The following is a 24,479-nucleotide window of genomic DNA, read 5'->3' as shown; positions in this document are numbered from 1 at the left end:
TTGTTAACAACAGATGATGGCTTCAGGAAAGCGAAATACAGCTTAAAGATTTACCTGAATCTCATGAAAGAATTATTTAGAAATAAATAGATTTATGTTGTTAATATAGCTGACAAATGGGCAAACTGGCTACTGTTTTATATTCTTTAATCGGTTGATTTTTTATGAAAACAATCCTAATAATGCGCCACGGCGAAGCAACACCCATGCAGGCTGATGATGCAGGTAGAAATTTAACCCAAGCAGGGCACGATGAAGCTGAAAAAATGGGCCTTTGGCTCAGTAAAGCACATTGCCCTGATGCACTGTTAGTTAGTCCTTACATTCGTGCACAGCAAACAGCTGCAGGTGTGGCTAAAAATAACGTATTTAAATTTAGCGAAACCACATCCGATATTATCCCCGAAGGCAAACCTCAAATTGCTGCTGACTATCTTGAAACGCTTATTGCTACTCATCCCCAATGCAACACATGGCTTATAGTGGCACACATGCCTATTGTAAGTTATTTAGTGGACCAATTAAGCCCTGGTAATATGCCAATTTTTAATACAGGTGCTGTTGCTGTTATTAGTTATGATGAGCAAACCCAGCGTAGTAGTTATATAAGTATAAATGCCCCAGAAAACCTTTAATATAAATAATTGAGAAAAGTAATATGACGATAGAACGCTTACAAACAGGTGCGCGCATGAGCCGCATAGTAAAACATAATGGCACTGTGTATTTATGTGGGCAGGTATGCGCCGACGCGCAAAAAGGTATTAAAGAGCAAACTCAAACTATGCTTGATAAAGTAGAGGCGCTGCTTGATGAAGCAGGGAGTTCAAAAGAACATATGCTTAGCGCGACTATTTATGTAAAGAGCATGGAATACTTTGCAGATATGAATGCAGTATGGGATGCATGGGTACCCGAGGGTTATGCACCTGCACGGGCATGCGTGGAAGCTAAAATGGCACGTGATGCACTACTTGTTGAAATTTCAGTAGTTGCAGCTTTAAAAGAATAATAGCTTTAATGAATCGCTCCCCCGTTGTACTTATCACAGGCTCTAGCCGAGGTATTGGCGCAGCTACCGCACTATATTTTGCAAAGCATGGTTATGATGTTTGCATTAATTATAAAGCTGATTTAGCTAGTGCGAAGCTAGTAGCCGATCAAGTAAGAAGCTTTGGCGTTAGAGCTCAAGTTATAAAAGCAGATGTATCGAAAGAGGCAGATGTTTTGGCTTTGTTTGATTTTATTGATAAAGAATTTAGCCAACTTGATGTACTAATAAATAACGCCGGTATTTTAAAACCACAAATGCCTTTGTTAGAAATGAGTGCTGAGCGCATAAACGAAGTTTTGACTACAAATATTACCAGTGCTTTTTTATGTAGCCGAGAGGCAATAAAGCGAATGAGAAATGGCGGTAGTATTGTTAATGTTTCATCGGGGGCCGCTAAAACGGGCTCTCCTAATGAGTACATTGATTATGCAGCATCTAAAGGTGCAATGGACACATTTACTATTGGCTTTGCAAAAGAGGTGGCAAGTAAAGGTATTCGAGTTAACTCGGTTAGACCTGGGCTTATTTACACTGATATGCATAGCGATGGCGGTGAAGAAAATCGAGTCGATCGTCTTAAAAGTAAACTACCCCTTGGCAGAGGCGGTACACCCGAAGAGGTTGCTGCAGCAATTTACTTTTTAGCTTCAGAGCACGCTTCTTTTACAACGGGTAGCTTTGTTGATGTAGCCGGCGGTTTGTAAGCTAAAGTAATAAAGCTAGCCAAAACGTAAAGCTAATAACACTTAAGATAGTAGAAAGTACGACAGCCCCAGCAAGCGTGGCTTCATGCTGCTTTATTTGAGTCGCAATAAGATAAGCATTTACGCCAACAGGGGACGCACTTAAAAGTACCAATACATTAAGTATTTGCGTGCCTAGCTTAAATACATAGGTGCCTACCAATAAAACTAGCGCAGGCAATAAAAATATTTTTAAAATTGATGCTATTAACGCCGGTTGCCAATTTGCAGCTATTTTATAAAAAGCTAAATTTGCACCAAGTACAAATAGCGCACAGGCAATTGCTGGTTTAGCTAATAGCTCCAAACTATTTGCTAAGTCGGTAAACAGTGTAACTCCTAATATGTTTAATATAAGCCCGCACCCAATACTTAGTACTATTGGGTTTAACACCATACTTTTTCCAAAGTGCGACCACGAAAATTTATCGCTACTACCTTTAGCGCCTATTAAAAAAGTAAGTGCAAATAACAATGTGCTATGAAAAGTAATGATCATAAATGCAATGGCTATCATCTCTTTGCCAAGCGAGGCAATAACAATAGGAATACCCACTAACACCATATTTGAATAGCTAGAAGCAAGTCCAAAGACACCGTGTTGTTGGTAATTTTTTAAATGTTTTTTACTTAAATAAAAGCGGTCAATTAAAATACCCACCCCAAATACACTCAGAACAGGTATGTAAAAGCTCAAAAATGCAAAAAGGCTAATGCTTTGCTGTAAGTTAATTTGCGACATATTTAATAATAAAAAAGCAGGCAAACTAATATAAAAAGTAAACTTACTCAGGCCTGCGATATGCTGCTTTTCGAAAAATTTTAATCGGCAACAGCTATAACCAAGCGCAACAATAAAAATGAGCGGAAAAATAATTGAAAAAATATGCACGTAGTTACATCCTAGTAATGGCTAAAGTTAGCGTCTAAATTCATCACTTTGCGGTAAATTAATTAAAATAAGTACAGCGCCTCTTCCACCATATTCGAGAGGGGCTTGGTGCATCGCTATTACGTCAGGGTGCTGTACTAAATACTGAGGCACTTTGTGCTTTAGTACGCCGCCACCAATACCATGCACTACACATGCACAATAATAATGCTGCTTTTTACATTCGTGAATGAGCCCAGCGAGTTCGTCTTTAGCAAGTTCTTTATTTAAGCCGTGTAAATCTAGCGTCAAATCGGGTGCAAAGTCACCACGGCGAAGCTGTTTAGCTAGGAAAGTATCTTGGCCAGGTTTTACATATTTAACCGTACCGTGGGTGTCTATATCGGGAATATAAACGTCTGAGAAGAAAAATTCAGATTGAGCCTGCTTTTTTTGCTGGGCAAATTGCTTAGCTTGTGACACCTTAGGCTTTGTATCAAAACGATGAGTATCTTGTTTAAATACTTTGGCGCCTGTGATCGTTTGACGAAATAAGCTTATGTCGTCATTGCTTAGGGACGAATGTGATGGAGTGTCTTTTTTCATAACTATTACCTAAACAAAAAAACGTAAAAACGCAGCGCAAAAGGCGGTACAATACTTAAATGAGGGGCAATTGTAATTTGCCCAGCGCAGATAGGCAATGCAATCGTCTTAAAGACTCAAAACAGTCAGTAAGCTAATACAGGTAAAAATATATGAGCGATTTACAAATAGAAGAAGCAACACTCGAAGAAGCCGTTGCAGAACTGTCAACTTTACATGACTGGTTACGTTGGACTACAAGCCAATTTGCAAGTAGTAGTATATTTTTTGGACACGGTACAGATAACGCATGGGATGAAGCTGTAAGCTTATTACTGCCTGCGCTTAGCTTGCCTGTTGATGCGCCAAAAGAATTAATGCACGCGCGTTTAACAAGCACAGAAAAAAACCGACTTGCGGGTCTTATTGCAGAACGTATTAACGACTGCACACCAGTCCCTTACTTAACAAACATTGCATGGTTTGCGGGTATGCCGTTTTATGTGGATGAACGTGTACTTATACCTCGCTCACCATTTGCCGAGCTTATTAGTAACCGTTTTACGCCGTGGCTTGAAGATCCACAATCGGTAAACCGTATATTAGATTTATGTACGGGTTCGGGTTGTATCGCAATTGCACTTGCGCAAGCTTTTGAGCAGGCACAAGTTGATGCGGTAGATATATCGTATGAAGCGCTTGAAGTGACAGACATTAACATTAACGATTACATGTTGAGTGATCGCGTGTTACCGATTCAGTCAGATGTATTTAGCGGTGTACCAGGTCAAAAATACGACCTAATAGTAGCAAACCCACCATATGTTGATGCAGAAGATATGGCTGACTTACCACGCGAATTTCATCATGAGCCAGAGCTTGGGCTTGCATCAGGCCACGATGGTTTAGATGTAACCCGTACTATATTGAGCGAAGCGAGTGAACATCTAACTGATAACGGTTTGTTATTTGTAGAAGTTGGTAACTCTATGGTACATATGGATGCACTGTATCCGGGCGCGCCGTTTGAATGGATTGAATTTGAACAAGGCGGCTTAGGTGTATTTGTAATTAGCAAAAAGCAGCTAGATGAGTATTTTGCAAAATAAGTAAAAAATGAATAGCCAAGCCCAGTGCTTGGCTATTGGTAGTCATTAGGAATGAGGAAAGTTAATGGCAGGTAATAGCATTGGGCAGTTATTTAAAGTGTCCACCTTTGGTGAGAGCCACGGCGTTGCATTAGGCGGCGTTGTTGATGGTACTCCCGCGGGTCTTGAAATCACAGAGGCCGACTTACAAATTGATTTAGATCGCCGAAAACCAGGCCAAAGCCGTTACACAACGCAGCGCCGTGAAAGCGATCAAATAAAAATATTAGCAGGCGTTTTTGAAGGTAAAACCACAGGTACCAGTATTGGTTTATTGATTGAAAATACCGATCAACGCTCGCAAGATTACGGCAAAATTAAAGATGTATTTCGCCCAGGTCATGGCGATTACACGTATTGGCATAAGTACGGCTTGCGTGATTATCGCGGTGGTGGTCGTTCATCTGCACGCGAAACCGCGATACGCGTAGCGGCAGGTGCTATTGCTAAAAAATACTTAAAGCAATTTCATGGTATTGAAGTTAAAGCATGTTTAAGTCAGCTTGGCCCTATTAAGGCCGAAACGTTTGACTGGGATGAAGTGGAAAATAACTTATTTTTCTTCCCTGATGCAAGTAAGCTCGAAGCGCTTGACGAATATATGCGTGACCTTAAAAAGCAAGGTGACTCAGTTGGCGCTAAAGTAAAAGTAGTGGCAAGCAATGTACCTGTTGGTCTTGGAGAGCCAGTATTTGACCGCCTTGACGCCGAACTTGCGCACTCATTAATGAGTATTAACGCAGTTAAAGGCGTTGAAATTGGTGATGGCTTTGATGTGGTTGAGCAAAAAGGCTCTGAGCATCGTGATGAACTAACCCCTGAAGGTTTTACATCAAATCATGCAGGTGGCGTACTTGCGGGTATTTCGACAGGGCAAGATATTATTGCTTCTATTGCGCTTAAGCCAACGTCGAGTATTACTATTCCAGGTAATAGCATTAATACAAGCAACGAAGCGGTTGAGATGATCACTAAAGGTCGTCACGACCCGTGTGTAGGTATTCGTGCAATACCGATTGCAGAGGCAATGATGGCCATTACCTTAATGGACCACTTACTGCGTCAACGCGGACAAAATCCACATGTAAACCACGAACATGGGCCAATTAATGGCTCTGTGTAAGTATTTATAATTATAAAAAAACGCGGATTACCGCGTTTTTTTATGTCTGTAATTTAGTTAGGAGCCTTTCAGGAGTTGTTCAAATAAGCACTATATACTGCGAGAAGGAGGGTAGTAATCATGAACGATAATATTAATGAACACTCACAAATAAAAGCCCAAGCTGCAATAGCCCGCTTAGAACGTTTCAGTAAGTTAACGGATAGCAGCATTGGTATTCCTTTTACTAAATTTAATATAGGTTTGGAGGCTGTGATTGGCTTAGTCCCTGTTATAGGTGATGCTGCAGGGCTAATTTTATCAAGCTATGTGCTTATAGAAGCGCAGCGCTTAGGTGTGAGTAAACGTATAAAGACTAAGATGATCATTAATATGCTCATAGATTTTGTGGGCGGCTTAGTGCCATTTTTTGGCGATATATTTGATGCGTTTTTTAAAGCTAACACGCGTAATACACAACTATTAAAAAAACATTTAAACAAGCAGTTAAGTGAGTAATTAATAGCTTTAAGTAACCGTTAGCAAAGAGACTTTAAACAAAATGTTGTTGGTTGTTTAATCACCTAGTAAGGTAGGAGCGTCTATTCACTTTGGTATTTACAATATGCAATTATTCATCGGTAATAAAAACTACTCCAGCTGGTCATTACGCGCATGGTATTTAATGAGTAGGTTTGATGTTGAGTTTAGTGAAACCCAGCTGGTACTCGACACCCCTGATTTTTACAATGAACTAAAAAAGACCTTTGCTGTGCAAAAAGTTCCAGCGTTAATCGATGGTGATTTACAGGTTTGGGATTCATTAGCAATTTGTGAATATATTAACGATGCTTACTTATCGGGCGCTGCATGGCCAAAATATATTACCCAAAGAGCTAAAGCGCGTGCGCTAAGCGCTGAAATGCATTCAGGCTTTATGGCGCTGCGCAGCGAAATGCCAATGAATATAAGAGCTACCCGTAAAGTAGACCTATCGAGCGAAGCATTAAAAGACATAGCCCGTATAGACGAGATATTTGCACAGCAACAAGATGTGTTTCCAAATGAGTGGTTTTTTGGTGACTTTAGTATTGCTGATGCTATGTACGTACCTATTGTATTGCGTTTAAAAACATATCAAATTACGTTATCGCCAGAGGCGCAACAATATTGTGACTTTGCTATGCGTTGCCCAGTATTACAAGTATGGATCACTCAGGCATTAACCGAAACCGATATTGTAGAGTGTGATGAAGCAGGAACGCCTGTATAATTATTGTTTTTCATATGGCATGTTCTATGCCTTAAAATCATAAGTTTAAACTAGGCAGCTCATGTATCTAAATCACCCAAGGTATGGCAATAAACCGATAACTACCAATACCTCAGTGACAATAGAGACGATAGAGAATGCGCACTGGCGTTACTCGAGGCTTAAATACTTCCCTGATACGGTAATATTGGCAGATATAAAAAAGCAAAACTATGCCATTGACCCTCGGGCACTTTATGTTGATATTGAAGAGAAGTGCGAAAGTTGCTCTAAGGCATTTATTTTTTTTGCTCAAGAGCAGCAATATTGGTTTGAGGTACTTGATTTTTGGGTTGATTCACACTGTACACGTTGTTTTGAATGCCGTAAGCATGCCAGATATATACTAACTCTACGTAAACGGTACGATATGTTAACTAGCTTAGCCAATAAAACCTCAAGTGAAAAAACACAGCGTAAAGAACTTGCCAATACGCTTTACTGTTTAGGTATTATTAAAAATATCAATAAAGTGAAAGATTAATCCGCTTATATTTTACTATCCCGCCTTATTTTTACTTTAGTTGTAAAAGCCCGTACAATTCGTCTCGTTTTTAGTGCGCTAATATGGCGCTGTAACCGAGACGAATTAATCAATTTTTATGCATCAAATAGCTGATCTAATTTCAATTTTTGAGCACACTTTTTATCAAAGTCACAATACACGACTGATAAAAGGCGATTGTGAGCCTGTGTATTTACCAGCAACAGAGCAGGTGCCATATCACCAAGTTGTATTCGCTCATGGTTTTTACGCGAGTGCACTGCATGAAATTGCACATTGGCTAGTAGCAGGCGATGCACGTCGTTTACAAGAAGACTACGGTTATTGGTACTGCCCCGATGGGCGCGACAAACAAAAACAAGCTGAGTTTGAAAAGGTAGAAGTAAAGCCCCAAGCTATAGAGTGGTTATTAAGCACCGCAGCAGGGTTTAATTTTAATGTGTCGGTGGATAACTTAAACGGCGAGCAAACATGTCGGTTTGATTTTCAGCAGCGAGTACATGCACGTGTATTATTGTTAATCGAAAATGGCTTTAACTCTCGTACAGAGTCACTTTTAAAAGCACTATGTGATTTTTACAATACACAGTGGCCATTAACAGCGCAGCAATTTAATTGGCAACATCCGAAGGAGCTTTGTAATGGCGTTTAAATTAGGTTTAATTGTAAACCCAGTAGCGGGTTTAGGCGGAACAGTTGCTTTAAAAGGTAGTGATGGCGCACACACAGCCGCTAAAGCAATCGAATTAGGTGCAGAACCCAAAGCAAATAGCCGCACAAAAGCAGCGCTTGAGGTGCTATTGCCTTATAAAGAGCGCTTAACCATTTACACCGTTAACGGTGACATGGGTGAGCAAACAGCAAAAGCCTTGGGCTTTAATGTAGAGGTTGTATATAACACTGCAGCAATAACAACCCCAGATGATACAGAACAAGCGGCAAAAGTACTTAAAGACTTTGGTGTTGATTTAATTTTATTTGCTGGAGGCGATGGTACAGCGCGTAATATTTGCCATGTAATAGAGGATACCATTCCCGTACTTGGTATTCCTGCAGGTTGTAAAATTCATTCTGGTGTTTACGCTATTACGCCAAAGGCTGCAGGGCGCGTAGTTGAAATGCTGGTTAAGGGTGAGTTAGTTACCTTAGCCGATGCAGATGTAATGGATATAGATGAAGATGCTTTCAGGCAAGGCACAGTAAAAGCCAAACGTTACGGCGAAATGCAAACACCTAGCGAAGTGCGCTATATGCAAGCGGTTAAAAATGGCGGTAAAGAAACCGACGAACTCGTACTTGCCGACATTGCAGCGCATGTTGTATCTCAAATGGATGAAGACACATTTTATATTATGGGTAGCGGCTCAACTGTTGAAGCCATAATGGAAGAAATGGGGCTTGAGAATACGTTACTTGGTGTTGATTTAATAAAAGATCAAACCTTAGTTGCCCAAGATTTAACGGCTAAGCAATTACTTGAGCTTACACATGATCAAAGTACTAAGTTAGTCATTACGCTCATTGGCGGGCAAGGGCATATATTTGGGCGTGGTAACCAGCAATTGAGTCCTGTGCTTATACGCGCAATTGGCAAAGAAAACATTATTGTAGTAGCAACAAAAACAAAACTACAAGCGCTTAATGGTCGCCCCCTTATTTGTGATACAGGCGATGGCGAATTAGATGATGAATTAACCGGTTATATTAAAGTAACCACCGGATTTAACGACCATATTATGTATGCAGTAGGGCACCACAACATTGAAAATACGGGTGCTTTGCAAAACCAGGAGATTAATAAATGAGTTTAGTGAACTATATCGATGCAGCCCAGCAGTACTTCGATGATTTAGTAATAAAAGCAACTGACGATGAGTTATTTGCAGGCGGCTATTTACGAGGTCATTTTGATCTTGCAGTTGGTTATGCCGAAGTAGAAAAGCTGACAATCAGTATAGATGAGCTAAACGAAACTGTAGAGCAAAGCTTAGTTAAAGCATATCGCAACGGCGAGCTTAACGAAGAAGACAAGGCATTAGTTGCACGCTTATGGGATGAAGTTAAAGCCCTCGCTTAACCCTAAGTGTTACAAAAAACACGATGTGTTTATCACTATCGTGTTTTTTTGTGCCCAAAACTTTTAAAGTAGATTTTCATGTTAATTTACTGTTTTGTTTTTATGCGATATTGTTACTAAAATAAATTTTAGGAACAATAAGAATGAATAATAATCAAGATGCTTTACCTTCAGGGGTTGTAGCGCGTTTTTTAAACTTTGTTGAGCGAGTAGGAAATAAGCTTCCAGATCCAGCCGTAATATTTCTATTTGCAATGTTATTAATTTGGTTTTTGTCGTGGTGGTTTTCAAGCGTGAGTTTTGATGCAATAGACCCACGTACCGGTGAAGCGATTATTATTAATAATATGCTGGCAAGTGATTCGCTCGCTACCTTTTTATCCTCTATGGTAAAAACCTTTACTGGCTTCGCTCCCTTAGGTGTTGTTTTAGTAGCTATGTTAGGTGTCGGTGTTGCAGAGCATTCGGGCTTTATTAATACCGGCCTTAAGTTAATGCTTAAAGTGACTCCTAAAAAGCTATTAACGCCTTCAATCATTTTAGTGGCCATTGTGAGCCATACCGCTACTGACGCAGGTTATGTATTAGTTATTCCACTTGCTGGTGTTATATTTTATGCTGCAGGACGCCATCCACTTGCGGGTATTGCAGCTGCATTTGCAGGAGTCAGTGGTGGTTTTGGGGCTAACTTTATTCCATCAGGGATTGATCCATTACTACAAAGCTTTACCCAAAGTGCGGCGCAAATAATTAATCCTGCAATAGCAATTAACCCGTTAAATAACTGGGCATTTGCTTCAGCATCTAGCTTATTTATTGTGGCATTAGGCTGGTACATTACCGATAAAATTATCGAACCACGTTTACAAAAAACAGCGGTTGATGGTGCTAAAGAGGATTTACCTGTATTTGAAGATGCACGTAGTGATGAAAAACGTGCCTTTTATATAGCCAGTACCGTGATGATTGCAGGACTTGCGTTATTAGCATTTGTTTCTGCTCCAGACGATTCTGCAATGCGCAGTAGTGACGGATCCCTTACTAATTTTAGCTCTCCTTTAATGCAATCAATTGTACCACTAATATTTTTACTTTTTTGGATCCCAGGCACTGTATATGGTTTTACGGTAGGCACTTTTAAAACTTCAAAAGATACGATTGATGCCATGAGTAAAGCAATGAGCGGTATGGCATATTATATCGTCATGGCATTTTTCTGTTCGCTATTTATTGCTGCATTTAGTAAATCAAATTTAGGTGCACTACTCGCAATCGAAGGTGCGCAGTTATTAAAGGCAATGGAATTGCCAAGTGCAGTAACGGTTGTAGGCATTATCTTTTTAACTGGCTTTGTTAACTTGTTTGTAGGTTCAAGTTCAGCAAAATGGGCGTTACTTGGCCCTATTTTTGTACCGATGTTAATGCAACTTGGCATTTCGCCTGACCTAACTCAAGCCGCTTATCGTGTAGGTGACTCAAGCTCTAATATTATTACACCGTTAATGCCATACTTCCCATTAGTGGTGGTGTACTGTCAAAAGTATGTAAAAGGCACCGGGATAGGCACTTTAATTGCTATTATGCTGCCGTACTCAATCGCCTTTATGATTGGCTGGAGTATCTTTTTATTAGGTTACTGGGCACTTGGTATTCCACTAGGACTTGATGCCAGCTACATTTATCCAGCATTGCCTTAGCCTAAACCTTTATGAACCTCACTCACTTGAGTGAGGTTTTTAAATAAAAGTTCTGTAATGTAAAAGTAAGTCTAAGTTACCTTTCTAAATCTCTCACTATATAGCCAAATAAGCTGGCCTCTCCAACAATATACACATGATCATTTTTATTGTTCATTATTGTAGACTTATCGTCATACCACCTAAAATCATGAATCTTATTCGTTTTAGGCTCTTTGAAGTATAAACGAGTACAGCTATCTTCATACTCAGTGCCACACTCTTGTACATCGGTCAGGATGTATTCTTTATACCAATAGTCGCCTTGCGTGTAGTAAGCCCATAATTTAATAGGATCAGAGATAAAAATATAGAGTATTCCATAGATTAATAAAGGGGATAATGGGTACATGAAAATGGATGCTAATTTTATTTTAGTATCTGAGAAATTGTATTTAAGTGATTCTCTATATTTACTGCAGCGTTTATATTCATTAAATATAAGTATATTTAGATAGATAAATAGCGCACAACAGATAATAGGGAGGGTTATAAAGAAAACAACGTCGTATAGTTCATTTGAGATGAATGGTGGATCTGTAAAGTCCATTAAAATAGGAAGAGTGATGCATAATAAAATGGGGAGTATTATTGCTACAAGGAGCAAGTTGTCGTAAATCTTTTTCAATTTTTAATTCGTCCGTGAACTATAGCCTTTGTCTAGTTTACAGAATTTTTGTTATTTTAAAAATCAGAGAAATGTATTTATAGGCATTAAGCAACCCGAACTCAGGATAAAAAAACTATCTCAAGCCGCTATTGAATTGACGCGAAAGTTTACTTTGTTTTCACTGTAGCAGCAGCTTAAAAACAAAAAAACCTTGTCACTTTCGTGGCAAGGTTTTTTTATTAAAGAGTCGTTGCTTATTTAGCTGTGAAGCTTACAGGGCGACGTTCTTTACGAGGACCGCTGCGCTTATCACCGCGTGCGCCGTCATCTTTATTAAAGCTGCGTTTCTTATCACCAGCTGGACGCTCAGAGCGTTCGCCACGTGGTTCAGCAGGGCCTTGATCAGTTGTAATTGTTAAGCCCATAGGGCGTTTACAAATAAACACTTTTTGGAAGTGATCAAGTACATCTTTAGGCATGTTTTGCGGTAATTGAACCGTGCTGTGATTGTCGTGTAGACGAATGTCACCAATAAACTTGCTTGAGATGTCAGCTTCGTTAGCGATAGCGCCAACAATATTTTTAACCTGAACACCATGTTCACGACCTACTTCGATACGGTAAGTATCCATAGGACCTGCATCACGGCTGTTACGTTCGCGAGGTTTACGCTCAGCGCGTTCACCACCACGTTCGCCGCCACGTTCGTTACGACGTCCACGGTCACCACGATCGTTGCGTGAATTGCGGTCGTTACGCTCGTTACGTTCACGAGGTTGAATCTTAACTTCTTCAACTTTAATTGGCGACTGTTGCTGTGCTAAACACAGTAACGCACCCGCTAAGCTTTCAAGAGGAAGATCAAGTTTTTCAGCCATGTTAGTAGCTACTTCATTGAAGAACGTGATGTCTTTGTTTTCAAGCGCAATAGTTAATTTTGCTTGTAACGCTTCGATACGTTTTTCTTCAACAATTTTTGCTGTAGGTAATTCAACTTGAGCAATTTCAGACTTCGTATGACGAATGATATTTTTAAGTAAATAACGTTCGTTATGTTTTACGAATAAGATTGCTTTACCAGTACGACCAGCACGACCTGTACGGCCGATACGGTGAACGTAGGCTTCAGAATCTTGTGGGATATCGTAGTTGATAACTAAGCTTAAACGGTCAACATCTAGACCACGTGCCGCTACATCTGTTGCAATAACAATGTTTAGCATGCCACTTTTTAAGCGATCTACAGTGCGCTCACGTGCTTGCTGGTTCATGTCACCGTTAAGTGGAGCAGCAGAGAAACCTTCGCGCTCTAATAACTCAGCAAGTTGTACTGTATCGTTACGCGTACGTACGAAAACAATAGCACCTTCATATTGCTCAGCTTCTAAGAAGCGAACAATTGCTTTATTTTTATGTACGCTTGCATTCCAAAACACTTGCTCAACAGATGATACTGTAGAGTTACGCGCAGAAATATGAACCTGTTCAGGATTGTTCATATACTTGCTGCTGATGTTTTGAATTTGCTTAGGCATAGTCGCAGAGAAAAGACATGTTTGCTTTTCGCGCGGTGTTTTTTCCATGATGCTTTCTACATCATCGATAAAGCCCATACGTAACATTTCATCGGCTTCATCAAGTACAAGTGCTTGTAGAGCATCAAACTTGATAGTGCCACGGTTAATGTGATCGATTAAACGACCTGGAGTTGCAACAATAACCTGAGCGCCACGACGAAGTGCGCTTAATTGGATACTGTAGCTTTGGCCACCATAGAGTGCCAATACTTCAATACCACGAACATGTTTAGCATATTGTTCGAATGCCTCAGCAACTTGGATCGCAAGCTCACGTGTTGGTGTGAGTACAAGGATCTGTGGCTGTTTCACAGACGGGTCAATATTATTTAGTAATGGCAGTGCAAATGCTGCGGTTTTACCTGTACCCGTTTGAGCTAGTCCCAGTACGTCCTTTCTTTCTAGCAATAACGGTATACATTGAGCTTGGATTTCAGATGGTGTCTTGTAACCCAACTCTTCAACTGCCTTCAAAATTGCAGGAGAAAGATTTAGAGATTCAAACGTGACTGGTTCTGACATTAATACGCCTCAACGAATTTAAAGAGGCGCGCATTATATAGGATTCGCGAGGCAAATGCTTGTATAAATTGAAACTAATTTCTATGTGTTTGATGTTGGTCGAAATTTAACCAGTTTAATTTGGGGTTTATTAAACTGGTTAACATATTTAATACAACGCTTATTTGTACAAGCCTAGGTTTTCTTTTGCGTAAGCTTCAAATTCTGTAAATCCACCGATGTGATTTTGATCCACAAAAATTTGTGGAACGGTAGGGCAAGGTTTACCAGCTGACTTTTCAAGATCGGCCTTACTAATGCCTTCTTTAATTATATCGATGTAACGAAATTTAAAGTCATCACGTTCATTTGATAGTTGCTCCGCAACATCTTTTGCACGAACACAATATGGACAACCTTCACGGCCAAAAATTACAGTTAACATAGCTTTCTCCTCAATTTGATTAAAATCAGTTTAAATGATTGAAAAATTATTTAAAGCAAAAAAAATCGATTACACCATTCTAATAAAAACCATAAATCATATATTGCACAGCAATATGATTTGCAAAATGCGAATGAGAAACTAAAGCGCTGTCTGTCTAATACTTAAGTATATGAATGCAAGTGTGTTTACAAGAATTAATTTGTGGCACATAACTTGATGATTAAGAGGTATACATTGGGTTAACGAGAATACTTTATGAATATTAATAGTCACGTGTTAGAAATTATCCAAGGGGTAATCGGTAAATATTGTGAAACCCAAAATCGAAATTTTTCAGTTACTTTAATTAATAAGTTGCAATGTAACTACGTTTGTTTGCAAATTCCTTTTGAGCAAATGATTGCGCAATGCGAGGAATTTCTGATTCCAGCGCTAGCATCTGTTAAGCAGAGCTTTTTACTTAACCTAGAAGCAAATATACAAGGGGTTAGTCTTCATTACCAGATTGATGATTCTGAGCAAGTAAGAACGCTGGATTTTCATGGGCTTTTAGCAACAAAAGAGTCTGTTAGTTTGGCACTTGATATTAGCCAAAATATAGACGTTCTAACTGATTGTGAGGCGTTATTTAAAAGTTGTTTAATAACATCGGATAATACCCATGAGCGCTTTGGCTTAAATTTTAAATTATTCAATAGCATTTTTAAGGAAACGGTACAGATTGAGGATTTACGTCACCTTAGTGGTGACGCGCTAACTGATAAACTAAATGGTGACAGCATAAATAGACACATAAAGTTATGCACTATTAGCGACATTAGTGAGCTGAGCCAAGAGAATAAACTATCTAAAAAAATATTAGGTTGGCCATTTTTTGATACTGACCTCATTGCTATTTTAACAACATTTCATACGCAAACACGTTTATCTGTATTAGTGGCGGATGATAGCTTACCAAGCCAAATTGCAACAAAAGTGATGCTCGAAATGCTGGGCTGCTTAGTAACGTGTGCAGAAAATGGCGCTAGTGCTTTAACGCTTGCTCAAAATGAACCATTTGATTTACTGCTCTTAGATGAGCGCATGCCAGGAATGTTTGGCAGTGACGTAGCACAGCAATTGGTGCGTCAAAATACCCCTAATAATGATACACCCAAAGTTATTTTAACGGGACTAACAGGGGATGAGCAGATAGCTGAGTTATTTGAAAAAGGTATTACGCACTATTTACAAAAACCAGTGACCAAAGCAGTGCTCGAAAAGTTTATTAAACCTTGGCAATTAGCGTCTTAAATTGGTTAATAAGGTGGCAATGATGCATGACTTTTCTAAAACAGCGCTTATTTTGATTGGTTTTCAAAATGATTACTTTTCACCGAAAGGTATTTTGTATGGCGTGGTTGAAGAGTCGTCAAGAATTACTGGCGTGGTAGAAAATACACTCTCTTTATTGACCGCCTGTGCAGAGCAATTTGCGTTAGTTGTTAATACACCCATTCATTTTACACAAAACTACAGTGAGCTTAAAAATCCGATTGGCATATTAAAAGCTATTGCTGATGTGGGCGCATTTAAAGCAGGTTCGTACGGCGCTCAAACCATTGAGCAGCTAGATTTTTTTAGCAATGTTATAGAAGTGGTGCCTGGGAAAAGAGGTTTAAATGCTTTTACACATACTGCTCTAGCGCAAAAGCTCAAAGAACATGGTGTCACTAATGTAATTTTAGCCGGTACGGTGACTTCTATTTGTATTGACTCAACTGCGCGTACGGCTGTTGAACTTGGTTTTAACGTCACTATTTTAAGTGACTGCACATCGAGTCGCACTCCTTTTGAACAAACTTTTTACTGTGAAGAGGTTTTTCCTCTTTATGCGCGAGTTTGTGATAGTAAAACTTTTATTAAGCATTGGAGAGAGCATGGATAACAACGATGAACTACAAGTGCAAATCCAATATGCATTGGTCGAAAAGCTCTCCAATAGTAATCGACGTCAAGCAAAGCTATTAGCTATTTTAGATGAATGTATTTTTGAGTGTGATAAACATTTAAATCTTACCTATATTAACGAAGCATGGGAGAAGAAACTAGGTTACTCAAGCGATTCATTAATTGGTTCTAATATCACTAAGTTAATGAATTGCGATGATATTGTGCATTTTGTTGCATACAGTTGTTGTTTGCTTGAAGGAAAGCAGACTCCTAGTGTAGAAATACAAATAAAAAATAGTCATGGACTCTTAAACTGGTTTGAGTTGAGGCTAGTTTATGATGAAAAAAGCGGTTTTATAGGTTCACTCTATGACATTCAACGCCATAAAGATTCTCAATTTTTACTAACGCAACAGCAAAAATATGTAAAGCGCTTATCGCTTGTTGCGAGTCATACAAATAACTTAGTAATAATTACAGATAAATTTGGCGTAATTGAGTGGGTTAACAATAGTTTTGAAGTACTTACAGGTTACACCTGTGATGAGGTTATAGGCACCAGTCCTGGTCATTTACTGCAAGGGCCAAAAACATGTGAAAAAAGCCGTAAGGTCATGTCTCATGCCGTAAAAAATGGACTTCCTTTTCAAGTTGAAACTACAAATTACGATAAAAACGGTAATATTTATTGGGTTGCTATTGATGCAAACCCAGTGCGAGATGATGAAGGCCAAGTAAAGCACTTTATCGCTATAGAAACTAATATTACGCAGCGAGTTAAAGCCGAACAAGCAATGGCAGAGATAGAATATAATTATCACTCTGTCGTTGATAATATCCCTGATATTGTTTTACGCCTTGATACATTTGGCAATCTATTATTTATAAATCAAGCATGGCAGCGAGTGCTACACAGCAGGGTAGATGAGAGCCTTGGCTTACCTATAATTAAGTTTATAGCAAAAGAAGATGTAGAAAAAATTAGTAGCACTTTACTTGATTATAAACAAGGTAAGCGTGATATACGTCGCTTTGATATACGTTTAATTAATGCACAAGGTATAAATAACTGGGTCGAAATTACACTTACTCCAATTGTTGGTGGCTACGAAAGTGATTTATCATCAATTGCTGCGACACTTGTGGATATACAAGAGCGTATTGAAAGCGAGCAAATATTACTTGAAGCTAAACATCAGGCAGAAACCCTAGCGGAGTCAAAAAGCCGATTCATGGCAAATATTAGCCATGAAATTCGCACGCCATTAAATGCTGTGATTGGATCTGCAGATATTTTGCATCATACCGGTTTAACTTCTGAACAAATGCGCTATACACAAATGATTAAAACAAGTTCTGACGCGCTATTAAGTGTATTGGACGATGTATTAACGTACTCACGTTTTGAAGCACAAGCCATAACACTAAATAATCAGCCATTTAGTATTGATACGTGTATTGAAGAGGCAATAGATATAATTTCCCAAAGCGCTTTACAAAAAGGGCTTGAGGTTATTTTTGATTTTTATCCTGATGTACCAGCTCAAGTAATTGGTGATCATGCCCGTATAAGACAAATAGTCATAAATTTATTAGCCAATGCGATTAAGTTCACTCAACATGGTGTAATAACGGTTACTGTTAAGTGCACTCATATTGAAGGTAATAATTTAAACCTTTATATATCTGTAAAAGACACGGGTATGGGAATTGCAAAAAATAAAATTGACAGTATGTTTATGCCTTTTATTCAATCCGATAATTCAATTACTCGAAAGCATGGTGGGAGTGGCTTAGGGCTTGCGATATGTAGGCAAATTTGTGATGTAGTAGGTGGAGATATTTCGGTTAGTTCTGAGTTTAATAAAGGAAGCGAGTTTGTAGTTAATTACCCGCTGCAAATAGACACAACTGACTCAATTTTAAGAGAAGGGTTTGCAGCACGAAGTAAAAAGCCAAAAGTATGGATAGTAGGAAATCACGAAATTCTAAAAACAGCCTTGGAGCATACGCTCACTCGGTTTTCTATCACTTTTGAACACTACGAAGTATGCCCAGATATACCCAAGTACGATAGTTTTCCTGATGCAATTGTACTAACTGATCCTCAAATGTTAGCCCAAACACGCGAGCGTATAAATACATACAACTCCCTTAATTCACCGTGTTTACTCATCCTAGATTTGCTAGGTAAAAGCTTATTACCGCAAAATATTAACGACAGAGAGCTCAGGTTAAATGGCCCTTATAAAGTATCCCATGTACTACGGGCAATTAGTTTATTAGAAGAGCAGTTGTTTCATTTGGATATTATATTTACCAATCGTGAGCAAAAAGAAACTTTAGAAAGCCCCTTAGGGTTAACTCAGTTAAGCGGAACCAATGTATTGGTTGCTGAAGATAATACGAATAATCAAATTGTAATTCGGCAGTTTTTAGAACAAAAAGGTTGCCGTGTATATATTGTTAGTGATGGTCAAGAGGCAATAATAAAGGCGCAAAACGATGAAATTGATATTATTTTTATGGATATCCAAATGCCAATACTCGATGGGATTTCTGCAACTAAAGCAATCAGAAAGTTAGGTATAGCCACCCCCATAATAGCACTCACTGCAAATGCGATTCATGGTGATAAAGAGCGATTTATAGACGCGGGGATGAATGACTATTTAGCTAAGCCAATTGTAAGTAAGACACTTTATTTATTACTTGATAAATATGCCCCAGAGCAGGTTATTGAATCTAAACATTTAAAGCTCTCTCGTTTAGCGCAAGTTTGGGAAAAGCTGAGTTGAGCAATGAAGGCTAGGGTTTGTTAAACGTTTAGGGTTAAATTTGTAGCAGTGTGTTTGGTATTTAGGCAAAGTTGAGCCTATGCAGTGTGGTTATTTTCCATAAATGGGCGATAACGTAGCATTAATGCCAAACAGGCGCTGCCCAAAGGGATCTTCCTAGGGGCTATTTACTCTTTGTTGCCAACATGGATGTAGGTAAGGGGCGTGAGCAGGACGCAGAAGCTTCGCTCGGTCTTACATCGATGTAAGTTAGTAGGGTAACGCAGGAGCTGTTACAGAACCCGCTGGGTTATAAACCTCGCGCCGGGATTAAACCGCCTGTAGTTTGAACGAATTTTAATCCGCAAAGATCAACAGACAATATAAAAAGTGGGTTTGTGTTGCATAAAACTTGATAAACGGAGAAATTAACCTAGTATTTTAGGGGTAAGTTAAATTTATTTTTTAGTAATTAATGAGTGTTTTTAGTGTGTGTTTTTTTAATTTGATTCGCAAATTGCAATTCAAAATAAAAATAAAATGTTATGAACTTTATTTAAATACTCAATCATACCTTTAATTTATTTTAACGACATGATTTTGTAAGGTTTTTACTTTTTTGTAAAGTTGTTATCTGGTTGGCACGACTTTCGCAATATATTAAATATCAAATCAAGACGAATTTAGTTAAATTTTTAAGGGGTGCAATATGCAAACAAACACAAAAGCCAAACAACAGCCTAAAGGTAACAATTGGGTACTAACACCTGAAATTATGGTTTTGTCAATTTTGCTTGTTGCCACTTTAGTAATAGGTATAACAGTTTTACGAGGTAGCGATTCGATTGAACCGCTGGCAGATATTCAGCCAATTACTTTTACACAAGCTGATGTTGAAAACGCTCAGTTGATGAGTAATACGTTTGACTCGCAAAATACCAACTATGCACAACATGTAACTTCTTCTAAAAACGAAAATAACGACACTCTTCCAAACTAGAGACTTTTGCGCAGGTAACTATTTATAGTTGCCTGCGTTTTTTTATGTTCCTACCACCAATTTAACTTTTTAATCCCTCCCCATAAAATTATTTATATTCTCTTAAATTTAGATGGTGCTTAACCTAAACAGGGTTTTATCAAAACTTTCTCTTTTCTCATATACAATTGCTAATATTAGCTTTGGTCAGTATCTATTAACTGGCTTATCTGTGTTTTATAAGCTCGATTAAGCGCTCACTTGCCAATTTAGCTGCATTGCAAACTGAATTGCAAAATGCGAATGAAATGGGAGAAGTAAATCCATTTAATCTTCTAATTTAACTACCTGAATATATTGGTTTTTATTTCTGTTTTTTTGTATTTAAAATGGCCTGTAAATTGCTCTTTAATATAATAAGTCACTAAGAGTGAAACCGGGGCAAAATCATGAGTGCGTTTAAATACCTAGAATCGGAAAAACCAGTCAATCTAGCAAGATGGCATGAGTTAGAGAGGATCATGTCTGATTCAATGCAAAATAATTATTTTAAAATGGTTTATCAACCGCTTGTATCATTGGGATCTGGAAAGCTGGTCGGCTTTGAGTCGCTAGTAAGGTGCCAATCACCGCGCTTTGGCATTGTTGGCCCTGATGAGTTTATCCCTCATGTAGAGCAATCGGGAATGATTTTAGAATTAGGTGACTGGATTTTTGAGCAATGCTTGTCTGATTTAAAGCATATGCGGCAGTTTGGTATGACAGATATTGCTGTTTCATTAAATATTTCACCGTTACAAATCTTAGATGGTGATGTGTTTTCAAAAGTAATGTCTTTGCTAGAAAAGCACCAAATACCACCACAGGCTATTAAAGTCGAATTAACGGAAACAGCGCTCATTCATAGTCCTGATAAAATAGCTAAGGCGTTTGAAAACTTCCATAAAGAAGGCGTAAAGGTGTGGATTGATGATTTTGGCACTGGGTATGCCTCTTTAGGTTTACTTCGTCAATTTGATATTGATGGTTTAAAAATTGATCGCAGTTTTGTAAGTGGTATTGCAACTAATAATGAAGACTTTACGTTATGTAGCGCAATTATTGCGATGGCTCAACGATTGGGTTTACAAACGGTAGCAGAGGGTATTGAAGAGAATGAGCAATTACAAATATTAGAACAACTTGGTTGCGATATAGCTCAGGGGTACTTGCTAGATAAGCCGCAAACGTTAACTAAAAGTATTGGTACTTGGACTTTGTAAATGTTTATATTCATTTTGATTTGCAAAATGCAAAAAACAAATTACTCTTAAACTACAACTCTTACATTTGATTAGTGTAAGAAGTTTTAACTTACACAAAGGTTATCTATGCCCATATCAGAGCAGTTTGTCGATAAAAGTATTACCGAGCTAAATGTATTAACTCAACTCGAAAAGGATGTTGGGACAACCGTGTTAGCTCGTTTAATTAAATTATTTATTGATGAATTAGTTACTATGGCTAACCAATTAGATACGGCAATTAGTAGTGAAGATACTATAAAAATTAAAGAAGTAATGCATGTCTTAAAAAATTCAGCAGCTTTATACGGTGCATCTGCTTTAGCCGCGTTAGCAACACAATTACACGATTCGCCACCGTCAACTACACAAGAAAACTTGCACGCAGCGCTTGTTATTAAACACAACTTGGATAAAACCCGAGATGCGTATCAAATAATGAGTAATAGTATAGCTATCTAGGAGAAAGCTGTGTCAGATATAATTGATAAAGGTCTTGTTTATATTGTTGAAGATAGCATTGCCAGTGGTGCTTTATATGCAAGTCAGCTTGAGCAGGCTGGTTTCCAATGCAAACACTTTACAGATGGGTACTCTGCTTTAGTCGGTATTAAAGAAAAAATGCCAGCGGTCATAGTACAAGACGTATGCTTGCCAGATATAAGTGGGCTTGAGGTATTACAATTTGTAAATAAGCAGAAAAATCCTGCTAATGTAGTCATGATCACCTCAAACAGCTCTATTGATATTGCAGTGGAAGCAATGCGTTTAGGCGGTTTTGATTTTTTAGAAAAACCTTTCACAAGTCAACGACTCATTAGTTCAGTAGAAAGTGCCTTGACGCCAAAAGAGCAAGTTAAAGTTCAACCATTGGTTAAAAACAGGGATAAAAATCAAGATTTTGTTGGTGAATCTCTGGCAATGAAAACCGTTTTTAGATTACTTGATAGTGCAGCTAGAAGCAAAGCGTGTGTGTTTATCACAGGTGAAAGTGGAACCGGTAAAGAAGTTTGCGCACAAACCCTTCATGATACAAGCCCGAGAAATACAGGACCATTTATTGCCATAAACTGTGCAGCTATTCCTGCTGAGCTATTTGAATCAGAATTTTTTGGTCATGTTAAAGGTGCGTTTAGTGGGGCATTAAGCGATCGAAAAGGGGCTGTTGAAGTGGCCAACGGCGGTACCTTATTTTTAGATGAATTATGTGAAATGGAACTTAACTTACAAGCAAAGTTATTACGCTTTTTACAAACAGGCATTTTTAGTAAGGTGGGTAGTAGTGAAGTATTACACAGCGATGTTCGTTTAGTCTGTGCAACAAACAGAAACCCAATCATAGAGGTTGCAGAAGGGCGTTTTAGAGAAGATTTATATTACCGTTTAAATGTTATCCCCGTAAAGCTCCCCCCTTTAAGAGAACGCGGAGGCGATATATTACTGCTTGCTGAGTATATTTTGAAACAAAAAAGCGATAGTAATGCAAAGCATTTCACTGGTTTTTCTGATGAAGTTAAGGCGCTTTTTTGTAATTACGATTGGCCAGGAAATATTCGCGAACTACAAAATGTAATTGAAAACACCGTTGTTATTAATGATGGCGATGTAATTGAAAAAGACATGCTACCAAGCTCATTTGGATTAGGCGCTGTGAAGCACTCGATATCCGCTAAGTCAGTTCACAATACAAACGAGCAGAGTGTTCAATTATCGCCTATGTCTGTTCATGATATAGAACCTTTGTGGCAAGTTGAAAAAAGGGCGATTGAAAATGCGATTAAAAGCTGTGAAGACAATATTCCTCTTGCTGCTGCTTATCTAGGGGTTAGTGCATCTACCATTTATAGAAAAATAAAGGGATGGTCTTAAAGTTATAATCGATTTTTAATTACACTTTTCAGATTGAATTAATAAAAGTTACCCTAAGCTCTATGGGTAAGAGCAAATTAACTTTTAATCTGAAACAGTAAAAGGAGATCGCAATGAGCAACACGAGTTTAAAACCTGCGGATATTATGCCATCACTAGTAGTGAGTGATGTTGATGAGAACAAGGTAGATTTAGTTGATAGAGTAAGTGACTCTCCTTGGAAAATGATTGTTGTTTATCGAGGCCAGCACTGCCCTAAATGTACTGCGCAACTTAACGAGCTTGCTAAAGTTCATAAAGACTTTAAAGATGCTGGTATTGAAGTGGTTGCGGTAAGTGGTGATAGCCATGAGCAGCTTGATAAACATCTTGAAAAAATAGATATTAACTTCCCAATTTACTATGGTTTAACAATCGAACAAATGACCGATTTAGGGCTACATATCAGCGAGCCTCGCAGTGATGCAGAAACTGATCATCCATTTGCTGAGCCAGGCATTTTTGTACTTAATGAAAAAAATCAGCTTCAAATGGTCGATATATCAAACAGCCCATTTGTTCGTCCTGATTTAGAGCAACTGCTAGGTGGAATTAAGTTTTCTAGAGAAAACGACTATCCAATCCGAGGCACATTTATTAAATAACATTCATTTTCATGGTTTCAAAAGGCACTTTTTAGTGCCTTTTTTATTTATTTTTAATTTTTTAAAATTAATCTCTTGAAAACAATTTTACCGTCCATATATAGTTTAGTAGGACGCCTGATGGGTCCTAAATTAAACTTAAATAATTGAAATTTATATTATTAATTAAACTTTGCTTGAGCTTGTTCAATAGAAAAGCACATGCAAAATATCGCTTAAATATGAGGATATTATTATGCGTACAGTAGATTTATCACCACTTTATCGTTCATTTATCGGCTTCGAACATTTAGCATCACTTATGGATGCGGCAGCTAATACAGATAAGCAGCCAAGTTTTCCTCCTTACAACATAGAAGCACTCGATAAAGACAAATACAGAATCACTATGGCCGTTGCCGGTTTTAGCGATAACGAATTAACCATTGAGTCAGAAAATAACACATTAAAAGTTACAGGTACTAAAGCAAATAAAGATGAAAACGCAGAGCGTAAATTTATTCATCAAGGTATTGCTGAGCGTAACTTTGAACGTAAATTCCAGTTAGGAGATCACGTAAAAGTACTCGGCGCAGATTTAGCCAATGGCTTACTAAGTATTGACTTAGAACGTGAAATCCCTGAAGCGCTAAAACCACGCAAAATTGAAATTGGTAATAGCAATCTAATAGAAGGTAAATAATCTTCTAAAGTACATATTTCCCTGATTACTTAGCCGCCTCATTC

General features: G+C 38.3%; 26 protein-coding genes. 21 read left to right on the top strand and 5 right to left on the bottom strand.

The genetic code is table 11. The annotated features are described in order from the left end of the window. Window positions 1-164 precede the first annotated feature (164 nt). The 3 genes from sixA to H5120_RS06390 are packed head-to-tail and all read left to right on the top strand — an operon-like array spanning window position 165 to window position 1,758. Window positions 165-635 carry a phosphohistidine phosphatase SixA gene (sixA, locus tag H5120_RS06400; protein ID WP_024593905.1) on the top strand — a complete coding sequence of 157 codons (471 nt, stop codon included), beginning with the start codon at window positions 165-167 and terminating at the stop codon, window positions 633-635. A gap of 23 nt (window positions 636-658) precedes the next feature. Then, window positions 659-1,012 carry a RidA family protein gene (locus H5120_RS06395; protein ID WP_002962161.1) on the top strand — a complete coding sequence of 118 codons (354 nt, stop codon included), beginning with the start codon at window positions 659-661 and terminating at the stop codon, window positions 1,010-1,012. An 8-nt stretch (window positions 1,013-1,020) separates the two neighbouring features. Continuing rightward, complete coding sequence (locus H5120_RS06390) at window positions 1,021-1,758, top strand: SDR family oxidoreductase (protein WP_182673899.1); 738 nt, start codon at window positions 1,021-1,023, stop codon at window positions 1,756-1,758. Between the two features lies 1 nt (window position 1,759). On the opposite strand, the gene H5120_RS06385 is transcribed toward H5120_RS06390, so the two are convergent. Both H5120_RS06385 and smrB read right to left on the bottom strand, forming a co-directional pair. Then, window positions 1,760-2,689 carry an AEC family transporter gene (locus H5120_RS06385; RefSeq protein WP_182673898.1) on the bottom strand — a complete coding sequence of 310 codons (930 nt, stop codon included), beginning with the start codon at window positions 2,687-2,689 and terminating at the stop codon, window positions 1,760-1,762. Between the two features lie 27 nt (window positions 2,690-2,716). Next, a complete protein-coding gene (smrB, locus tag H5120_RS06380; RefSeq protein WP_007377742.1) occupies window positions 2,717-3,274 on the bottom strand; it encodes an endonuclease SmrB in 558 nt (185 codons plus the stop codon). Window positions 3,275-3,426: 152 nt separating this feature from the next. On the opposite strand from smrB, the gene prmB reads away from it, so the two are divergent. The 9 genes from prmB (at window position 3,427) to H5120_RS06335 (ending at window position 11,094) form a co-directional block, all read left to right on the top strand. Beyond that, on the top strand, window positions 3,427-4,362 hold the full coding sequence (gene prmB, locus H5120_RS06375; RefSeq protein ID WP_182673897.1) for a 50S ribosomal protein L3 N(5)-glutamine methyltransferase: 936 nt from the start codon (window positions 3,427-3,429) through the stop codon (window positions 4,360-4,362). Window positions 4,363-4,426: 64 nt separating this feature from the next. Beyond that, window positions 4,427-5,524, top strand: coding sequence for a chorismate synthase (gene aroC / locus H5120_RS06370; RefSeq protein ID WP_008138551.1), 1,098 nt, complete (start codon window positions 4,427-4,429; stop codon window positions 5,522-5,524). A 120-nt stretch (window positions 5,525-5,644) separates the two neighbouring features. Next, complete coding sequence (locus H5120_RS06365) at window positions 5,645-6,022, top strand: DUF4112 domain-containing protein (RefSeq protein ID WP_182673896.1); 378 nt, start codon at window positions 5,645-5,647, stop codon at window positions 6,020-6,022. A 106-nt stretch (window positions 6,023-6,128) separates the two neighbouring features. Further along, a complete protein-coding gene (locus tag H5120_RS06360; protein ID WP_182673895.1) occupies window positions 6,129-6,776 on the top strand; it encodes a glutathione S-transferase family protein in 648 nt (215 codons plus the stop codon). 61 nt (window positions 6,777-6,837) lie between these two features. Then, window positions 6,838-7,299 carry a zinc-ribbon domain containing protein gene (locus H5120_RS06355; protein ID WP_182673894.1) on the top strand — a complete coding sequence of 154 codons (462 nt, stop codon included), beginning with the start codon at window positions 6,838-6,840 and terminating at the stop codon, window positions 7,297-7,299. 118 nt (window positions 7,300-7,417) lie between these two features. After that, window positions 7,418-7,972 carry an elongation factor P hydroxylase gene (locus H5120_RS06350; protein ID WP_182673893.1) on the top strand — a complete coding sequence of 185 codons (555 nt, stop codon included), beginning with the start codon at window positions 7,418-7,420 and terminating at the stop codon, window positions 7,970-7,972. Beyond that, on the top strand, window positions 7,962-9,125 hold the full coding sequence (locus H5120_RS06345) for an ATP-NAD kinase family protein (protein ID WP_182673892.1): 1,164 nt from the start codon (window positions 7,962-7,964) through the stop codon (window positions 9,123-9,125). The genes H5120_RS06350 and H5120_RS06345 overlap by 11 nt, the downstream gene beginning before the upstream one ends. Beyond that, window positions 9,122-9,397 (top strand): YfcL family protein, encoded by a 276-nt coding sequence (locus H5120_RS06340; RefSeq protein WP_024596509.1) that lies wholly within the window; start codon window positions 9,122-9,124, stop codon window positions 9,395-9,397. The genes H5120_RS06345 and H5120_RS06340 overlap by 4 nt, the downstream gene beginning before the upstream one ends. Before the next feature lie 143 nt (window positions 9,398-9,540). Next, window positions 9,541-11,094, top strand: a complete 1,554-nt coding sequence (locus H5120_RS06335) for an AbgT family transporter (RefSeq protein ID WP_182673891.1) — start codon at window positions 9,541-9,543, stop codon at window positions 11,092-11,094. Between the two features lie 76 nt (window positions 11,095-11,170). On the opposite strand, the gene H5120_RS20200 is transcribed toward H5120_RS06335, so the two are convergent. The 3 genes from H5120_RS20200 to H5120_RS06320 all read right to left on the bottom strand — a co-directional run bounded on the left by H5120_RS20200 (window position 11,171) and on the right by H5120_RS06320 (window position 14,266). After that, complete coding sequence (locus H5120_RS20200) at window positions 11,171-11,485, bottom strand: hypothetical protein (RefSeq protein WP_259397732.1); 315 nt, start codon at window positions 11,483-11,485, stop codon at window positions 11,171-11,173. Between the two features lie 512 nt (window positions 11,486-11,997). After that, window positions 11,998-13,842 (bottom strand): DEAD/DEAH box helicase, encoded by a 1,845-nt coding sequence (locus H5120_RS06325; protein ID WP_024606656.1) that lies wholly within the window; start codon window positions 13,840-13,842, stop codon window positions 11,998-12,000. 160 nt (window positions 13,843-14,002) lie between these two features. Further along, window positions 14,003-14,266: a GrxA family glutaredoxin gene (locus H5120_RS06320; RefSeq protein ID WP_024595981.1), complete on the bottom strand. Its 264-nt coding sequence runs from the start codon at window positions 14,264-14,266 to the stop codon at window positions 14,003-14,005. Window positions 14,267-14,524: 258 nt separating this feature from the next. On the opposite strand from H5120_RS06320, the gene H5120_RS06315 reads away from it, so the two are divergent. From H5120_RS06315 to H5120_RS06275, 9 genes are all read left to right on the top strand, one after another. Next, on the top strand, window positions 14,525-15,562 hold the full coding sequence (locus H5120_RS06315; protein WP_259397824.1) for a response regulator: 1,038 nt from the start codon (window positions 14,525-14,527) through the stop codon (window positions 15,560-15,562). A 19-nt stretch (window positions 15,563-15,581) separates the two neighbouring features. Next, entirely contained in the window at window positions 15,582-16,196 is a 615-nt protein-coding gene (locus H5120_RS06310) for an isochorismatase family cysteine hydrolase (protein ID WP_259397823.1), read from the top strand. Then, window positions 16,189-18,999 (top strand): PAS domain-containing hybrid sensor histidine kinase/response regulator, encoded by a 2,811-nt coding sequence (locus H5120_RS06305; RefSeq protein ID WP_182673890.1) that lies wholly within the window; start codon window positions 16,189-16,191, stop codon window positions 18,997-18,999. The genes H5120_RS06310 and H5120_RS06305 overlap by 8 nt, the downstream gene beginning before the upstream one ends. Before the next feature lie 688 nt (window positions 19,000-19,687). Beyond that, entirely contained in the window at window positions 19,688-19,978 is a 291-nt protein-coding gene (locus H5120_RS06300; RefSeq protein WP_182671308.1) for a hypothetical protein, read from the top strand. A 500-nt stretch (window positions 19,979-20,478) separates the two neighbouring features. Further along, on the top strand, window positions 20,479-21,219 hold the full coding sequence (locus tag H5120_RS06295) for a bifunctional diguanylate cyclase/phosphodiesterase (RefSeq protein WP_182673889.1): 741 nt from the start codon (window positions 20,479-20,481) through the stop codon (window positions 21,217-21,219). A gap of 108 nt (window positions 21,220-21,327) precedes the next feature. Continuing rightward, complete coding sequence (locus H5120_RS06290) at window positions 21,328-21,702, top strand: Hpt domain-containing protein (protein WP_039489282.1); 375 nt, start codon at window positions 21,328-21,330, stop codon at window positions 21,700-21,702. A 9-nt stretch (window positions 21,703-21,711) separates the two neighbouring features. Further along, the gene (locus H5120_RS06285) at window positions 21,712-23,109 is read left to right on the top strand and encodes a sigma-54 dependent transcriptional regulator (protein ID WP_082007326.1); all 1,398 of its coding nucleotides are present in this window, start codon (window positions 21,712-21,714) and stop codon (window positions 23,107-23,109) included. Window positions 23,110-23,222: 113 nt separating this feature from the next. Beyond that, a complete protein-coding gene (locus tag H5120_RS06280) occupies window positions 23,223-23,753 on the top strand; it encodes a peroxiredoxin-like family protein (protein ID WP_182673888.1) in 531 nt (176 codons plus the stop codon). Window positions 23,754-23,988: 235 nt separating this feature from the next. Further along, window positions 23,989-24,435, top strand: a complete 447-nt coding sequence (locus H5120_RS06275) for an Hsp20 family protein (protein WP_024595972.1) — start codon at window positions 23,989-23,991, stop codon at window positions 24,433-24,435. Window positions 24,436-24,479: the final 44 nt, after the last annotated feature.

It is taken from the genome of Pseudoalteromonas sp. SR43-2, from assembly GCF_014163885.1.
GTDB classification, from domain to species: Bacteria; Pseudomonadota; Gammaproteobacteria; order Enterobacterales; family Alteromonadaceae; genus Pseudoalteromonas; species Pseudoalteromonas distincta.
Note: the sequence above shows the minus strand (reverse complement) of the source record. Positions and strands in the feature narration are given on the sequence as shown.

What these genes read in the sequence shown, in the direction of transcription:
- sixA (WP_024593905.1), top strand. Translation starts at nt 165, where the DNA reads ATGAAAACAATCCTAATAATGCGCCACGGCGAAGCAACACCCATGCAG.
- H5120_RS06395 (WP_002962161.1), top strand. Translation starts at nt 659, where the DNA reads ATGACGATAGAACGCTTACAAACAGGTGCGCGCATGAGCCGCATAGTA.
- H5120_RS06390 (WP_182673899.1), top strand. Translation starts at nt 1,021, where the DNA reads ATGAATCGCTCCCCCGTTGTACTTATCACAGGCTCTAGCCGAGGTATT.
- smrB (WP_007377742.1), bottom strand. Translation starts at nt 3,274, where the DNA reads ATGAAAAAAGACACTCCATCACATTCGTCCCTAAGCAATGACGACATA.
- prmB (WP_182673897.1), top strand. Translation starts at nt 3,427, where the DNA reads ATGAGCGATTTACAAATAGAAGAAGCAACACTCGAAGAAGCCGTTGCA.
- aroC (WP_008138551.1), top strand. Translation starts at nt 4,427, where the DNA reads ATGGCAGGTAATAGCATTGGGCAGTTATTTAAAGTGTCCACCTTTGGT.
- H5120_RS06365 (WP_182673896.1), top strand. Translation starts at nt 5,645, where the DNA reads ATGAACGATAATATTAATGAACACTCACAAATAAAAGCCCAAGCTGCA.
- H5120_RS06360 (WP_182673895.1), top strand. Translation starts at nt 6,129, where the DNA reads ATGCAATTATTCATCGGTAATAAAAACTACTCCAGCTGGTCATTACGC.
- H5120_RS06355 (WP_182673894.1), top strand. Translation starts at nt 6,838, where the DNA reads ATGTATCTAAATCACCCAAGGTATGGCAATAAACCGATAACTACCAAT.
- H5120_RS06350 (WP_182673893.1), top strand. Translation starts at nt 7,418, where the DNA reads ATGCATCAAATAGCTGATCTAATTTCAATTTTTGAGCACACTTTTTAT.
- H5120_RS06345 (WP_182673892.1), top strand. Translation starts at nt 7,962, where the DNA reads ATGGCGTTTAAATTAGGTTTAATTGTAAACCCAGTAGCGGGTTTAGGC.
- H5120_RS06340 (WP_024596509.1), top strand. Translation starts at nt 9,122, where the DNA reads ATGAGTTTAGTGAACTATATCGATGCAGCCCAGCAGTACTTCGATGAT.
- H5120_RS06335 (WP_182673891.1), top strand. Translation starts at nt 9,541, where the DNA reads ATGAATAATAATCAAGATGCTTTACCTTCAGGGGTTGTAGCGCGTTTT.
- H5120_RS20200 (WP_259397732.1), bottom strand. Translation starts at nt 11,485, where the DNA reads ATGTACCCATTATCCCCTTTATTAATCTATGGAATACTCTATATTTTT.
- H5120_RS06325 (WP_024606656.1), bottom strand. Translation starts at nt 13,842, where the DNA reads ATGTCAGAACCAGTCACGTTTGAATCTCTAAATCTTTCTCCTGCAATT.
- H5120_RS06320 (WP_024595981.1), bottom strand. Translation starts at nt 14,266, where the DNA reads ATGTTAACTGTAATTTTTGGCCGTGAAGGTTGTCCATATTGTGTTCGT.
- H5120_RS06315 (WP_259397824.1), top strand. Translation starts at nt 14,525, where the DNA reads ATGAATATTAATAGTCACGTGTTAGAAATTATCCAAGGGGTAATCGGT.
- H5120_RS06310 (WP_259397823.1), top strand. Translation starts at nt 15,582, where the DNA reads ATGATGCATGACTTTTCTAAAACAGCGCTTATTTTGATTGGTTTTCAA.
- H5120_RS06305 (WP_182673890.1), top strand. Translation starts at nt 16,189, where the DNA reads ATGGATAACAACGATGAACTACAAGTGCAAATCCAATATGCATTGGTC.
- H5120_RS06300 (WP_182671308.1), top strand. Translation starts at nt 19,688, where the DNA reads ATGCAAACAAACACAAAAGCCAAACAACAGCCTAAAGGTAACAATTGG.
- H5120_RS06295 (WP_182673889.1), top strand. Translation starts at nt 20,479, where the DNA reads ATGTCTGATTCAATGCAAAATAATTATTTTAAAATGGTTTATCAACCG.
- H5120_RS06290 (WP_039489282.1), top strand. Translation starts at nt 21,328, where the DNA reads ATGCCCATATCAGAGCAGTTTGTCGATAAAAGTATTACCGAGCTAAAT.
- H5120_RS06280 (WP_182673888.1), top strand. Translation starts at nt 23,223, where the DNA reads ATGAGCAACACGAGTTTAAAACCTGCGGATATTATGCCATCACTAGTA.
- H5120_RS06275 (WP_024595972.1), top strand. Translation starts at nt 23,989, where the DNA reads ATGCGTACAGTAGATTTATCACCACTTTATCGTTCATTTATCGGCTTC.